Here is a 13028-nt window from a genome sequence, read left to right on the forward strand (position 1 = left end):
GATGAGGCTCGATCCCGAGCGCGTCGGCGAGCTCTTCGCTCTTGCCGCGAGTGCACCTTCGGCTCACAACACCCAACCCTGGGTGCCGGAACTCGCCTTCGCCGGAGATGCCGACTCCCCCGCCGAGGTGATTCTCACCGTCGATCCCGGTCGGACCCTGCCCTTCGGCGATCCCCGCTCCGAGGACCTCCACTTGGCGATGGGGTGCTGGGTCGAGTCGTTTGCGATCGCCGCCGCCGAGGTGGGACTGCGCACCCGGATGATCGCCGTGACCGGGCGGGGTGAGACGCTGCGGATCCGGCTCTGCCTCGACCCCGAGGATGTCATGGGCTCGGACGCGACACCGGCCGGTGAGGTCGACGCCGCTGCGGGACTCACCGACTTCGGCACCTCCGATCTTCGCCACCGGCAGGTCGATCGGGGACGACTGGCACGCGACGAGGCGAGCTTCGCCGAGGTGCGGGAGCGGATCGAGGCCGAGATCGCCGCTCATCGGGTGCACCTGATCGAGGTGCCCCACGCTCTGTGGACGCGTCTGCAGACTCGGGCCTCCCGCTCGTCGCTCTCATCTGCGCCGATTGTCGAGGAGACCCTCGACTGGCTGCGCTTCGACCCGCGGGATCCGCGCTATCTCGTCGATGGACTCAACGCCGAGTGCCTGCGCGTGCCGCCGATCCCGGCGCGCATCGCCTCCGGAATCAGCCGGCGCGCACTGCGACCTCTGCTCGCAAAGCTCATCGCCGCAACGCTGCGGCCTATGCGTTTCATCGACAGACACCGGCGACTGTCGGTAAGGGCCGCTGCGACCGATGGCGCCCACGGATCGGCGCCTCAGCATGTCGTCCTCGCCGTCTCCGCGGATGAGCACGACACAACTGCGAGCCGGACCGGACGCGAGATCGAGCTCGGTCGCCTGCTGCTGCGGACCTGGCTGCTGCTCGACCGGGCCGGCCTGCGCGTCGACGTGCACTCGGAGATCAAGGACTGCGCCGAGACCCAGGAGGTCGTGGCGCGACTGTGTGAGAGGCACCTCGAGGCACCGGCCCGGGTATTCTCCGCCTTCTCACTCGGCCGTTCGATGACCGCAGTGCCGAGATCTCATCGACGGCACGCTGATCGGCCGCGCAGCTGATTCACACCCCATGCACAATCTCAGGTAGGGTCGCCGGGGCCGAGAATAAGGAGACTCACTGACAATGACGGAAACCACCTTCCGCACAATCGCCATCATCCTCTACTTCGCGGGGATGCTGGCCATCGGCTGGTTCGCCTATCGCAAGACCAAGAACAGCCTCGACGATTACATGCTGGCCGGCCGCGGTCTGCGCCCGAGTGTCGCGGCTCTGAGCGCAGGGGCCTCCGACATGTCGGGATGGCTGTTGATGGGTCTCCCGGGAGCCATCTACCTCTCTGGCCTCGTCGAAGCCTGGATCGCCGTGGGACTCACGGTCGGTGCCTGGGTGAACTGGAAGTTCGTCGCTCCTCGACTGCGCGCCTTCACGGAGCAGGCCGGTGATTCGATCACCATTCCCAGCTTCTTCGAGCAGCGCCTCAAGGACAATACGCGCCTGCTCCGCATCGTCTGCGGAGTCATCATCCTCGTCTTCTTCACCTTCTACGTCTCCTCGGGCATGGTCGCGGCCGGGAAGTTCTTCGAATCGAGCTTCGGTCTCAACTATCTGGCCGGGATGCTCCTCGTCGCGGCGATCACGATGGTCTACACCCTGTTCGGCGGTTTCCTCGGCGCCACGCTGACCGATGTCGCGCAGGGCCTGCTCATGTTCGCAGCGCTCATCGCCGTGCCGATCGTCGCGGTGTTGAACGCCGGTGGTCCCGCAAACGTCATCTCGAATGTCCGGAACATCGATCCGAGCCTGCTCAATCTGGCCGGCAGCGGACCCTTCTGGGCCGGCGGCACCTACTTGGCTGTCATCTCAGCACTGGCGTGGGGTCTCGGCTACTTCGGTCAGCCGCACATCATCGTCCGGTTCATGGCGCTGCGCTCACCGGCCGATGCCAGAGTCGCCCGTCGGATCGGCGTGGGCTGGATGGGCATCTCGGCTATCGGTGCGATCGCCACGGCGATCGTGGGCATCTCCTACTTCTCCGAACATGCCGACATGGAGCCCGCAGACCCGGAGACGGTGTTCCTCGACCTGGCTCAGATCCTGTTCCACCCGTTCATCGCCGGTCTCGTGCTCGCCGCCGTCCTCGCTGCGATCATGTCGACGGTGTCCTCCCAGCTGGTCGTCACCTCGTCCGCGCTCATCGAGGATCTGTTCAAGATCGTGGCGCTGCGCACGGGCTCGACCAGGACCTTGCAGGACAAGACCTATGTCCTCCTCGGTCGCCTGGGGATTCTCGTCGTCGCCGTCATCGCCGTCCTCTTGGCGATCTCACCGTCGAACAGCATTCTCGACCTCGTGGCCTTCGCCTGGGCCGGCTTCGGCGCGTCCTTCGGCCCGGTCGTCCTGCTCACGCTGTTCTGGAAGCGGCTGAGCAACTGGGGCGCCCTGTTCGGACTGCTCTCGGGTGCCGTCGTCGCCTTCGTCTGGGGACAGGTGAGCACCCCGCTCACCGACGCTGTCTACGAGATCATCCCCGGCTTCGCGGTCAACCTCATCGTCGCCGTCATCGTCAGCCGGTTCACCTACCGTCCGGATGCTCAGGCCGATGCGGAGTTCGACGAGTCCGTGAAGCTCTCGCGGGTCCGCTGACCCCGGACCGCCCGCTGTCACCCTGACACACTGCGGCGCCTCCTCTCCCCGGAACATTGGGAGAGGAGGCGCCGTTCTCTGTCTCTGCTTCCACCGGTGCGTGCTCCCACTGGTACGCGCTCTCACCGATGTGTGGTCCCACCGCAGCGCCGTCCGCACCTCACCGCTCTCACACCCCACCGCAGCGCGGTCCTACTGCCGTGTGAATGCACTTCGGGCGGGCACCCGTGGTGGGTGCCCGCCCGAAGTGTGCGAGAGCGTCAGCGCTGCGCGAGTTCGACCCTACTTGGTCTCGTCGGCGGCTTCCTCGTCAGCGGCAGCCTCTTCGGCCGGAGCCTCAGCGACGACCTCTTCGGTCTCGACGACCTCGGACTCGACGGCGTCGGCGCCAGCTTCGGCGGTCTCGTCGGCAGCCGGTGCTGCGGCAGCGGTCTCGGTGGCCTGCTCGGCTTCCTTGACCGTGGCCTGCTTCGGCGAGTAGGGCTCGAGGACCAGTTCGATGACGGCCATCGGCGCATTGTCGCCGGGGCGGGGCCCGATCTTGGTGATGCGGGTGTAGCCACCGGGACGCTCGGCCATGGTTTCGGCGATCGAGGTGAAGAGCTCATGCACGATCGACTTGTCGGTGATCTGCGTGAGCACGCGACGACGCGAGGCGAGGTCGCCCTTCTTCGCCGAGGTGATCAGACGTTCCGCCACCGGACGCAGGCGCTTGGCCTTGGTCACGGTCGTGGTGATCTGCTTGTGCTCGAACAGCTGGGCGGCCATGTTGTTGAGCATGAGCCGCTCGTGTGTGGGGGAACCGCCGAGACGCGGACCCTTGGTTGGGGTTGGCATAGTGAGTTACTCCTAGGTCTAAATCAGTACTGTTCGTCTTCGACGTAGGACTGGTCCTCATCAACGAGTCCGGGTTCGAACCCGGCAGGACTGTCCTTGAGGCTCAAGCCCAGCTCGTTGAGCTTGGCTTTGACCTCGTCGATCGACTTCGAACCAAAGTTGCGGATATCCATGAGGTCGGCTTCGCTGCGAGCAACGAGTTCGCCGACGGTGTGGATGCCTTCGCGCTTGAGGCAGTTGTAGGAGCGCACGGTCAGATCGAGGTCTTCGATGGCCAGCGCCAGGTCGGCAGCCAGGGCTGCGTCCACCGGCGAGGGTCCGATCTCGATGCCTTCGGCTTCGACATTGAGTTCCCGAGCCAGGCCGAAGAGCTCGACCAGTGTCTTACCCGCAGATGCGATGGCATCGCGAGGGGTCATCGACGGCTTGGTTTCGATGTCGAGGACCAGACGGTCGAAGTCCGTGCGCTGCTCGACACGAGTGGCCTCGACCTTGTAGGTGACCTTGAGAACCGGAGAGTAGATCGAATCGACCGGAACCCGGCCGATCTCTGCATCCGCGTTCTTGTTCTGCGCGCTCGACACGTATCCGCGTCCGCGTTCGATGGTCAGTTCCATGTCCAGACGACCCTCGCCGTTCAGCGTGGCGATGTGCAGATCCGGGTTGTGGATCTCAACCCCGGCGGGGGCCGACACATCGGCGGCGGTCACGGTGCCCGGGCCCTGCTTGCGCAGGTAGGCGACGACCGGTTCGTCGAATTCGGACGAGACGACTAGGGACTTCAGGTTGAGGATGAACTCGGTGACATCCTCTTTCACTCCCGGCACGGTGCTGAATTCGTGGAGCACTCCGTCGATGCGGATCGAGGTGACGGAGGCGCCAGGGATCGACGACAGCAGGGTGCGGCGAAGAGAGTTTCCGAGGGTGTAGCCGAATCCGGGCTCGAGCGGTTCGATGGCGAACCGTGACCGGTTCTCGGAGACGACTTCTTCCGTGAGCGTTGGGCGCTGTGCAATGAGCACGTGGGCTTCCTTTCAGCGAACATCCGCTATATGACGTTCGCACTGCACGTCATGGCCTTGAGCCATGAAGAACGGTTCGGGTTATCTGGGAATCCGTTCTGCGACCGATGCCGGGCGATTGCCCGTCATCCGTTGCAGATCCACGGAAGGATCAGCCGCGGCGGCGCTTAGGGGGACGGCAGCCGTTGAACGGAACCGGGGTGACATCCTGAATGGTGCCCAGTTCCAGACCGGCGGCCTGCAGGGAGCGGATCGCGGTTTCGCGGCCCGAGCCCGGTCCCTTGACGAACACGTCGACCTTCTTCAGGCCGTGTTCCTGCGCGCGGCGGGCGGCGGATTCCGCAGCCATCTGCGCGGCGTAGGGCGTCGACTTGCGCGAACCCTTGAAGCCGACCTCACCTGAGGAGGCCCAGGAGATGACAGCACCGGTCGGATCGGTGATCGACACGATGGTGTTGTTGAAGGTGGATTTGATGTGAGCCTGGCCGGCGACGATATTCTTCTTCAGCTTGCGGCGAGGCTTACGCGCTGTTGCGGCGCGTGACTTGGGAGGCATGTGTTTTTACTCCTGATCGAGGTGGTTGACCATGGTCAACCGGGTGAGCATGTTACTTCTTCTTACCGGCCACGGTGCGCTTCGGTCCCTTGCGGGTACGCGCATTCGTCTTGGTCCGCTGTCCGCGAACCGGGAGACCGCGGCGGTGACGCAGGCCTTCATAGCTTCCGATCTCGACCTTGCGGCGAATATCGGCGGCCACCTCACGACGGAGGTCACCCTCAACCTGGAATGTGCCCTCGATGTAGTCACGCAGCTGGACGAGCTCCGCGTCGCTCAAGTCCTTCACACGGGTATCAGGGCTGATTCCCGTTTCGGTCAGGGTCTGGCGCGCACGGGTGCGGCCCACACCATAGATGTAAGTCAAGGCGACTTCCACGCGCTTTTCGCGTGGAATGTCGACTCCGGCAAGTCGTGCCATAGGTACTAGCTCCTGTTGTTGTTTCGGAGGTGCTGATGCAGACCTGTCCTTGGCGAACCAAGGTCCTCGGCCCCCGACCGAAGGTATCGTCCTGCCTGTGCCTCAGAGGCACGTGCAGGTGGCGAGGTCTGCGCGGGTGTGGTGCTGCTGAAGCCCCTCACGGGTGCTTCGATCTGCTCGAAGAGCTGCTCAACCCTGGCGCTGCTTGTGGCGCGGGTTGGAGCAGATGACGATGACCCGACCGTGACGGCGGGTAATCTGGCAATTTTCGCAGATCTTCTTGACGCTGGGCTTAACCTTCATCGTTATTCCTTCTTCCGGCCCCTACTCCCTCTCGGGAGTACGACTCGAATGATCGAAGATCTTTACTTGTAGCGGTAAACGATTCGTCCACGCGAGAGATCGTATGGAGACAGCTCCACGATGACCCGGTCCTCGGGCAGGATTCGAATATAGTGCTGCCGCATCTTTCCGGAGATGTGAGCGAGCACCTTGTGCCCGTTGCTCAGCTCGACCCGAAACGATGCGTTCGGGAGAGCCTCGACAACGGTGCCTTCGATCTCAATGACCCCTTCTTTTTTGGCCATATCGTTCGCAAACCTCGTATTCCCGCGAAACCTTCGCGTTCGACGTAATCGTGTATCACCGACTCAATGCCGATGACCCCATGGACTGTGTTCTCCCCACCACATGAAAAGTTGCGGATGGCAGATGCCGCCCACAACTGAAAAGGGGTGAGTTGAGTGAGAACAGACCAATCATCAACCCTACACGATCTGTGAAAGATCTTCCACACGGTCCTGGCTTCCCGACGTGAAGTCCCTTACAATCGCCCTTCACCGTCGCCGAGGCGGTCCTCGCTCGGCCGCGTGCGCCGGGTCCCGTACCCCGCCCGCAGGCTGGCGATGACGGCGATCGCGAGCACCGTGAAGCCCACAGCGGTGATCCAGGCGAAGCCCCCGACGGCCAGCAGCGGACCCGCCGCGGCCGCGAGTCCGGCGGCCCCGATGTTCATTCCCGCATCGGAGAGGCCCTGCACCGCCACCCGGTGCTCCTCGTCGATCTCCTTCGTCAGCAGCGTCGACCCGGCGATGAGGCAGGCCGACCAGCCGACGCCGAGGAAGAACAGGGCGATCGAGAGTCGGAGGAACGAGGACTCGCCCAGAGCGTCGATGAGGCCGAGCACGAGCGAGACGGCGAAGAGTCCGTGTCCGAGGAGAATCACCCGTCCGGGCGAGTACCGGTCGCTGAGGAGGCCGAACACCGGTGAGAGCCCGTACATGCCGAAGATGTGTCCGCCGATGGTGATGCCGATGAGTCCCAGCCCCAGACCGTGATGGTCCATGTGCAGGGGCGTCATCACCATCGTGGCGACCATAATCATGTGTCCGGTGATGACCGTGAGCAGTCCCATCAGCGCACTCGGCGAGGAGCGGATGGCCGCCCAGGTACCGCCTCGGCGAGGCCGGTGCGCCGGGTCCGGCCCGGCCTCTGCCCGGACCACCGGGGAGACCCTCCGCAGGAACAGCACGCTGAGCAGGGACAGCAGGAAGGCGAGGATGGCGATCGCGAAGGGACCGGCGAGAGGATCGATGCCCAGGGCCGCGCCGAGGCGGGTCCCGGGTTCCGAGAGGTTCGGCCCGGCCACCGAGCCAATGGTCGTCGCCCACACCACCACGGACATCGCCGATCCCTTGAGGTGCTCCGGTGCGGCGTCGGTGGCGGCGTATCTGCCTTGGAGTCCCGCGGCGGTGGCGGCGCCGAAGCAGGCCATGCCGAGGAAGAAGACGATGTCATGGGAGCCCACGATCGCTGAGACGATGAGCACCGCTCCGGCCAGCGCGATCCCGTAGCCGCAGCCGAGGGCCAACCGGCGGCTGTGCCGGGCTGCGAGCCTGGCCAGTGGGACAGCAAGGAGGCCTGCGCCGAGGATGGACGCCGTCTGCGCGAAGCCGGCCAACTCCGTCCGTCCGGTCAGCCGCTCGGCGAGGATGCCGCCCACGGCGAATCCGGTGGCGATGCCGATGCCCGAGAACAGCTGGGCGAGACTGAGCGACCACTGGTTGCGGCGGAAGGTCGAGCGCGGCGTCGGCGACATCGTCGTCCTCCTGTTGACTAAGCGAGAGAGCCGGGAGCGGACGGTGATCCGCTCCCGGCTCTCGTGTCCGGTTCTACTCTATGGCCTCAGCGAACCGCGGCAGCGGTGTCGCTGGGGATCAGTGCGCTGCGACCCTGCGCCGCGAGGCCCGATAGACGAGTCCGCCGGCGGTGAGCAGGGCCAGCGCCCCGGCGAGCAGCGGCCAGATCTCGGCACCGGTGCGGGGCAGGCTGCCTCCGCCGGAGCCGTTGCCGTTGTTGTCCTCACCATCGGATGAGCCGTCCGAGGATCCGCCGTTTCCGCCGTCGGAGGCGTCACCGCCGCCCTTCGGATCGTCATCGTCGCCGTCCTTGCCGCCGTCGTCGCCCTTGCCGTCGCCCTCACCGACGACCGTCAGCGTGGTGTTCGCCGCGGTCTTGGAGTCAGCGTCGAGGACCTGGACGACGTAGGTGCCGGGCTTGGCATCGGCGGGCACACTCACGGTGCCGGAGGCGTTGCCGCCGTTGTCGGTGGACAGCGTTCCCAGCGTACCCCCGGTCTCGAAGGCCACGGTGTAGCTCTGCTCGGAGCCGAGGTGTTCGACCGTGGCCGTCAGGTCGTCGCCGGCACGGACTTCGTCCTTGGACAGGGTGAAGTCGTCGGCGCGGAAGGTGTCCATCTTGCACCGGTTGGGCAGAGTGATGGTCTCCCCGCGGTCGTCGACGGCGGTGTCCGGTTTCGGCAGCTTCGGTCCGAAGTCGCCGAGCTTCGGCAGCGTGCCCTTGGACAGGAAGTTGTTCACCGTATCGTCGGTGCACGCCTTATTCTCATCATTCGACATGTACGAGGTGTGCGAGGCACCGGAGACCGAGAGCAGGCTGCCGTCGATCGTGCGAGCCAGCTTGACTCCCGAGGCATACGGCGTGGCCGAGTCGTGTGAGGTCGAGACCACGAGGATGTTCGGCACCGCGGTCAGCTTCTCCGGCTTAGGCAGGGTGCCCTTGAACTTCCAGAAGTCGCAGTAGTCGTAGACTCCCGGCGAGACCGAAGCAGACTGGAAGGGACCGGCCTCGTCGTAGCGCTTCGCGAGGTCGCGGAGTGCGTCGATGTCCGGCTTGTCCCCGAAGCTGTTCTCATCCGTGCAGCGGATGTTCGTGAACGCCTGGAGCATCGGATCGTAGTGGCCCGACTCCGGATTGCGTTCGTTGTAGGCATCGGCGAGGGTCATCAGCGCTCCGGCGGACTCCCCTTCCTTGAGTTCGTTCAGCCCGTAGGCGAGATCTGCCCACAGGGACTCGGAGTACAGGGCCTGGATGACACCCGTGCGGGCGTCGCCGAAGGTGACCTGACGGTCATCGCCGTCGACGCCGGTGGGCACCGGACTGCCCTCGAGGGACCGCAGGATCGCCTGCACCGCGGTGGTGAGTTCCTTGCGGTCGGAGATCCCGTCGCCGAGGGCGCAGGTGAAGGCCTCGGATTTGAGCTCATCGGGCAGTTCGGCATTCGGGTAGGCCTCGCCCCAGGTGATCCCCTCGGCGCCCTTGGCCGAGCAGTCGAGAGCGAATTCTTCGAAGGTGCCTTGGAACCCGGCGATCTGATTGACCGAGTCGTCCGCGTCCTCTTCGGCGTCCTCGGCGGCCACGATCTTGCCGCTGGCGTCGAGGTAGGCCTGCGGGTCTTTGTTGATGTCCTTGAGTGCCTTGTAGGCGGAGACGTTGCCCGGGTCGACGGCACCGTCAAGGACGAGACGGCCGACGCTGTTCGGGAACTTCTGGGCGTAGACGTAGCCGAGGCGGGTGCCGTAGGAGAAGCCGATGAAGTCGAGCTTGTCGTCCTGGCTGGTCGAGCGGATGAGGTCGAGGTCCCCCACGGCATCCCAGGTGCCCAGGTGCTTCATCAGGTTCTCCTGGCCGCCTGCGCCGAGGTCGAAGAGCTTGCCGGTGTTCTCGATGCAGTCGTTGGCGAAACGCTCGGCCTGGTCGTTGAGCACGTCCTCGGCGTCGTCGCGGTCCCCCGCCCAGGCGTCCTCGGCGCGGTCGGCGTCGATCTGCTCATCGGTCGAGCACTGCGAGAACGGCATCGAGCCGCCGGTGCCGCGAGGGTCGAAGCCGACGAGGTCGAAGTTCGCGGCCAGGTCGGGTTCGTAGAGGGCGCCGGCGACTCCGAGGGTCATGCCGGAACCGCCCGGTCCGCCGGGGTTCCAGGCCACGGTTCCCTGGGACTTCGTCTTGACGAACTTGCCGTCGACGATCTTGCCGGCCGGGACCTTCATCATGGCGATGGCGACATTGCCCGCTTCCGGGTTCTTCGCGTCGATGGGGGCGATGACGTACCCGCACTCCGGGGCGCGTCCGATGCGCTCCGTGTAGTCGGGGTAGCCGAGCTTTCCGCAGTTCTCCGCGCTGAGGTCGACGTCCTGGTTGTAGTACGCGCCGAGTCCGGAGGGAATGTTGCCGGCGCCTTTGCCGCCGCCCTTCGGGTCGGAGATCTTGTAGGTGCCGTCATCCTGGCCGAACAGCTCCTTCGCAAGCTCCGGGTAGTACTCGTCGAGGTCGCCGGGCACCGCGGCGGGGTCCTCGCTCGGGCCCTCACTCGGCTCGTCGGTCGCGGCCGGCGACTCGCCGGGCCCGGCGGTTTCATCGCCGTCTCCGGGTTCGCTCGGACTCGGGGTGCTGCTCGGTGACCCGCTCGGGGTTTCCGGTGCGACGACGGTGAAGTCCTCGCTGCTCTTGAGATCGTCGTCGGACTTGATGATGTAGGTGCCGGGTTCGAGGCCGGAACCGTCGAGGTCGCCTGCCAGCGTTCCGTTCTCCGCGTCGAGTTCGGTCTCGCTGCCCGCAACGGTCTCGTTGTTCGAGGCGTGGACGATCTTCACCGTCGTGGCTTCGCTGCCGCGGACGGTGATGGGAATGGTGAGTTCGGTCGAGGCCTCCACCTCGGCGTCGATGCCGAGTGTGATCTCGAGTTCGTCCGCGGGATGCTCGGACTGGGGTTCGGGGGAAGTCTGCTGGGTGGACTGGGTCGGCTCCGCTGAATCCGTGGCGAGGGCGGGCGAACCGCCTGCCAACAGCATCGAAGCGCCGATGACCGACGCTCCGAGAACACGCGAAGACCCCTTGAATGTGATTCGGGTCATAACGGCTATAGTAACGCACAGATAACGTTCAGCGAGTTTTCAAACTTTTCGTTATCTGTTCGTGACCTCAGCGCGTCCACGCAGGAGTGACGCCGGAAGTCATTCCCCGTCTCGACGTGTGAGCGTCTCCTGCTAGCGTGAGCATCGCAGCATCCGCCTCGACCGTCCCGAGGCGTCCCGATCCCCCCACCGCGAACGTCGAAGGAGAATGAGCATGCTGGACCTGGACTCGATCACACAGGAATCCCTCGTCGCCAAGGGCGGCCGCAAATGGTCGAGTTTCCCCGGATCCATCGGCGCCTTCATCGCGGAGATGGACTTCGGAGTCGCCCCTGCCGTCCGGCAGGCCCTGCGCGAGATCGATGACCGCGACCTCTTCGGCTATGCGCCCTACGACGCCACCGCCGACCTCAAGTCGGCCACCTCGACGTTCTATGCCGGGCACTGCGGCTGGGCCGTCCCGGCCGAGCACATCGAGCTCGCCAGCGACGTCATCGCCGCCTTCATCGGGGTGCTCACGCATCTGACACCGGCCGGCACCCCGATCGTTCTGCCGACCCCCGCGTACATGCCCTTCTTCGAGGTCGCGCAGGCGACCGACAGGGAGCTCATCGAAGTGCCGATGATCCGCTCGGAGACCGGCTGGGCGATCGACTATGAGGCCATCGACGCGGCTCTGGTGCCGGGTGCGACGCTCGTCCTGTGCAATCCCCACAACCCGATCGGCAAGGTCTACGGCGAGGATGAGCTGCTTCGGCTCGCCGAGGTGGTCGAGGCCAACCGGGCACGCGTGTTCTCCGACGAGATCCATGCACCGCTCGTCTTCGATCCCGCCCGGCATCTGCCCTATGCCGGCCTCAATGAGACCACTGCCGCGCATACGACGACCGCGACCGCTGCATCCAAGGCCTTCAACATCCCCGGGCTCAAGTGTGCGCAGCTGATCCTGACCAATCCCGAGGACCGCGCGGTCTGGGCCCGGCGCAGCGGCTTCGTCTCCGGGGCGGCGTCGAACCCGGGCATCCTGGCCACTACTGCCGCCTACACCCAGGGAGCCGTCTGGCTGGCCGAGATCACCGCCTACCTGAAGGGCAACCGCGATCACCTCACCGATCTCATCGGCACCCTCCTGCCCAACGCCACCTACCTGCCTCCCGAGGGCACGTACCTCGCCTGGTTGGACCTGCGCGGTTACGGGCTGAGTGAAGGCCTGGCCAAGCACTTCAACGACCGGGCCGGGGTGGCCGTCACCGAGGGGCGCCTGTGCGGGCAGGTCGGGTCCGGGCACATTCGGCTCAACTTCGCGCTCCCCCGCCCGCTGCTCACCGAGGCGGTCGAGCGGATCGCCCAGGCCCTGTGAACTCAGCTCACCGGCAGCCATTCGATGAGATCGAATGAGGACGAGCCCCCGGCGATCTCGAGCACCCTCTGATCGAAGCGCAGAAGGTATTCGAGATTGCACCGGGACATCAGTTCGCGGAAGCGTCGAGCGGGCTGGTCGGCGCCGACCAGCTCCGTGGGCAGAATCGGGTGCGCGAGAACCGCGAGGGCCACGGCGAAGTAGAGGTCGAAGAACTTCGTGATCGACATCTCCGGGGCTCCCCCGCCCGGAGTGGCGCCGCCGCAGCTGAGCTCGGACAGCTGTGTCTCGAGACCGGGCAGCTCCTGGAGCGCGGCGGCGAGTTCGAATGCCTGCGCGCTCATGCGTCGGGCGGAATCCACATTCTCGGGTTCGATCGTGAAGGTCTCGAACCAGCTCGGGGCCGCGACGAGCGAAAGCTGGGCATGGAGCTGTGCCGAACCGTCGGCGAAGCCGATCATCAGTCCCGGTCGCAGCTGTCGGTAGCCGAGGTAACGCGCCGTGTACTGGAAGCGGTCGCGCAGCAGCCGCTCGGTCTCGGGGATCGAGTAGGCGGCCGCGTGGAGGTGGCCCTCGTATCCCGGGGCCCTGCTCTCGCCTGAGATGTCCATGAAACCGGACAGGAGCTGCTCGCCGAGGCGGTAGACGCCGACCCGTCCGTGCCGACGGCTCGTGATGATCCCGCGGTTGACCATCCGCACGAGCTGGTTGTGCACACTGGAGGTGGAATACCCGTGTTCGGCCAGGACCGCGACGATGACCGGGCAGGGCACGCGCGCGCAGGCAGCCGAAGGCCGAGACGACGTCGAAGGCGCTGCGCGTGAGCCGATAGCGATCACCCACATCTGGCCGACGTTTCGTATCGTGTTGGACACCTGTCATGGGCAGATCAAAACGTGAAT

12 protein-coding genes are annotated in these 13028 nt (G+C 65.5%); 3 read left to right on the forward strand and 9 right to left on the reverse strand.

Going from position 1 to position 13028, the window contains the following annotated elements; translation table 11 throughout:
• Position 1 precedes the first annotated feature (1 nt).
• Both ACH82I_RS05150 and putP read left to right on the forward strand, forming a co-directional pair.
• On the forward strand, positions 2–1132 hold the full coding sequence (locus tag ACH82I_RS05150) for a hypothetical protein (protein WP_413335959.1): 1131 nt from the start codon (positions 2–4) through the stop codon (positions 1130–1132).
• Between the two features lie 64 nt (positions 1133–1196).
• The gene (gene putP / locus ACH82I_RS05155) at positions 1197–2717 is read left to right on the forward strand and encodes a sodium/proline symporter PutP (RefSeq protein ID WP_413335961.1); all 1521 of its coding nucleotides are present in this window, start codon (positions 1197–1199) and stop codon (positions 2715–2717) included.
• A 282-nt stretch (positions 2718–2999) separates the two neighbouring features.
• On the opposite strand, the gene rplQ is transcribed toward putP, so the two are convergent.
• From rplQ to ACH82I_RS05195, 8 genes are all read right to left on the reverse strand, one after another.
• Positions 3000–3554, reverse strand: a complete 555-nt coding sequence (gene rplQ / locus ACH82I_RS05160; protein ID WP_413335963.1) for a 50S ribosomal protein L17 — start codon at positions 3552–3554, stop codon at positions 3000–3002.
• A gap of 23 nt (positions 3555–3577) precedes the next feature.
• Positions 3578–4576 carry a DNA-directed RNA polymerase subunit alpha gene (locus ACH82I_RS05165; RefSeq protein WP_230746633.1) on the reverse strand — a complete coding sequence of 333 codons (999 nt, stop codon included), beginning with the start codon at positions 4574–4576 and terminating at the stop codon, positions 3578–3580.
• 151 nt (positions 4577–4727) lie between these two features.
• Positions 4728–5132 (reverse strand): 30S ribosomal protein S11, encoded by a 405-nt coding sequence (gene rpsK, locus ACH82I_RS05170; protein WP_230746638.1) that lies wholly within the window; start codon positions 5130–5132, stop codon positions 4728–4730.
• Positions 5133–5184: 52 nt separating this feature from the next.
• Positions 5185–5553, reverse strand: a complete 369-nt coding sequence (gene rpsM, locus ACH82I_RS05175) for a 30S ribosomal protein S13 (protein ID WP_025777905.1) — start codon at positions 5551–5553, stop codon at positions 5185–5187.
• A 189-nt stretch (positions 5554–5742) separates the two neighbouring features.
• Complete coding sequence (gene rpmJ / locus ACH82I_RS05180) at positions 5743–5856, reverse strand: 50S ribosomal protein L36 (RefSeq protein WP_009884960.1); 114 nt, start codon at positions 5854–5856, stop codon at positions 5743–5745.
• 62 nt (positions 5857–5918) lie between these two features.
• Positions 5919–6140 carry a translation initiation factor IF-1 gene (gene infA / locus ACH82I_RS05185; RefSeq protein WP_009379245.1) on the reverse strand — a complete coding sequence of 74 codons (222 nt, stop codon included), beginning with the start codon at positions 6138–6140 and terminating at the stop codon, positions 5919–5921.
• Between the two features lie 236 nt (positions 6141–6376).
• Entirely contained in the window at positions 6377–7651 is a 1275-nt protein-coding gene (locus ACH82I_RS05190) for an MFS transporter (protein ID WP_413335968.1), read from the reverse strand.
• 118 nt (positions 7652–7769) lie between these two features.
• Entirely contained in the window at positions 7770–10766 is a 2997-nt protein-coding gene (locus tag ACH82I_RS05195) for an alpha/beta hydrolase (protein WP_413335970.1), read from the reverse strand.
• 208 nt (positions 10767–10974) lie between these two features.
• Here ACH82I_RS05195 and ACH82I_RS05200 point away from each other — a divergent pair, with 208 nt between their 5' ends.
• Complete coding sequence (locus tag ACH82I_RS05200; RefSeq protein ID WP_413335972.1) at positions 10975–12126, forward strand: MalY/PatB family protein; 1152 nt, start codon at positions 10975–10977, stop codon at positions 12124–12126.
• Positions 12127–12128: 2 nt separating this feature from the next.
• Here the strand turns inward: ACH82I_RS05200 and ACH82I_RS05205 are convergent, their stop codons facing one another.
• A complete protein-coding gene (locus ACH82I_RS05205; RefSeq protein WP_413335973.1) occupies positions 12129–12971 on the reverse strand; it encodes a PaaX family transcriptional regulator in 843 nt (280 codons plus the stop codon).
• Positions 12972–13028: the final 57 nt, after the last annotated feature.

The organism is Brevibacterium sp. GP-SGM9, assembly GCF_047300845.1.
Classification (GTDB): Bacteria; Actinomycetota; Actinomycetes; order Actinomycetales; family Brevibacteriaceae; genus Brevibacterium.

Bases quoted from the DNA above. Each gene is read 5' to 3' on its own strand.
- rplQ (WP_413335963.1), bottom strand. From the start codon at position 3,554: ATGCCAACCCCAACCAAGGGTCCGCGTCTCGGCGGTTCCCCCACACAC.
- ACH82I_RS05195 (WP_413335970.1), bottom strand. From the start codon at position 10,766: ATGACCCGAATCACATTCAAGGGGTCTTCGCGTGTTCTCGGAGCGTCG.
- putP (WP_413335961.1), top strand. From the start codon at position 1,197: ATGACGGAAACCACCTTCCGCACAATCGCCATCATCCTCTACTTCGCG.
- ACH82I_RS05205 (WP_413335973.1), bottom strand. From the start codon at position 12,971: ATGTGGGTGATCGCTATCGGCTCACGCGCAGCGCCTTCGACGTCGTCT.
- ACH82I_RS05150 (WP_413335959.1), top strand. From the start codon at position 2: ATGAGGCTCGATCCCGAGCGCGTCGGCGAGCTCTTCGCTCTTGCCGCG.
- rpsM (WP_025777905.1), bottom strand. From the start codon at position 5,553: ATGGCACGACTTGCCGGAGTCGACATTCCACGCGAAAAGCGCGTGGAA.
- rpsK (WP_230746638.1), bottom strand. From the start codon at position 5,132: ATGCCTCCCAAGTCACGCGCCGCAACAGCGCGTAAGCCTCGCCGCAAG.
- rpmJ (WP_009884960.1), bottom strand. From the start codon at position 5,856: ATGAAGGTTAAGCCCAGCGTCAAGAAGATCTGCGAAAATTGCCAGATT.
- ACH82I_RS05190 (WP_413335968.1), bottom strand. From the start codon at position 7,651: ATGTCGCCGACGCCGCGCTCGACCTTCCGCCGCAACCAGTGGTCGCTC.
- infA (WP_009379245.1), bottom strand. From the start codon at position 6,140: ATGGCCAAAAAAGAAGGGGTCATTGAGATCGAAGGCACCGTTGTCGAG.
- ACH82I_RS05200 (WP_413335972.1), top strand. From the start codon at position 10,975: ATGAGCATGCTGGACCTGGACTCGATCACACAGGAATCCCTCGTCGCC.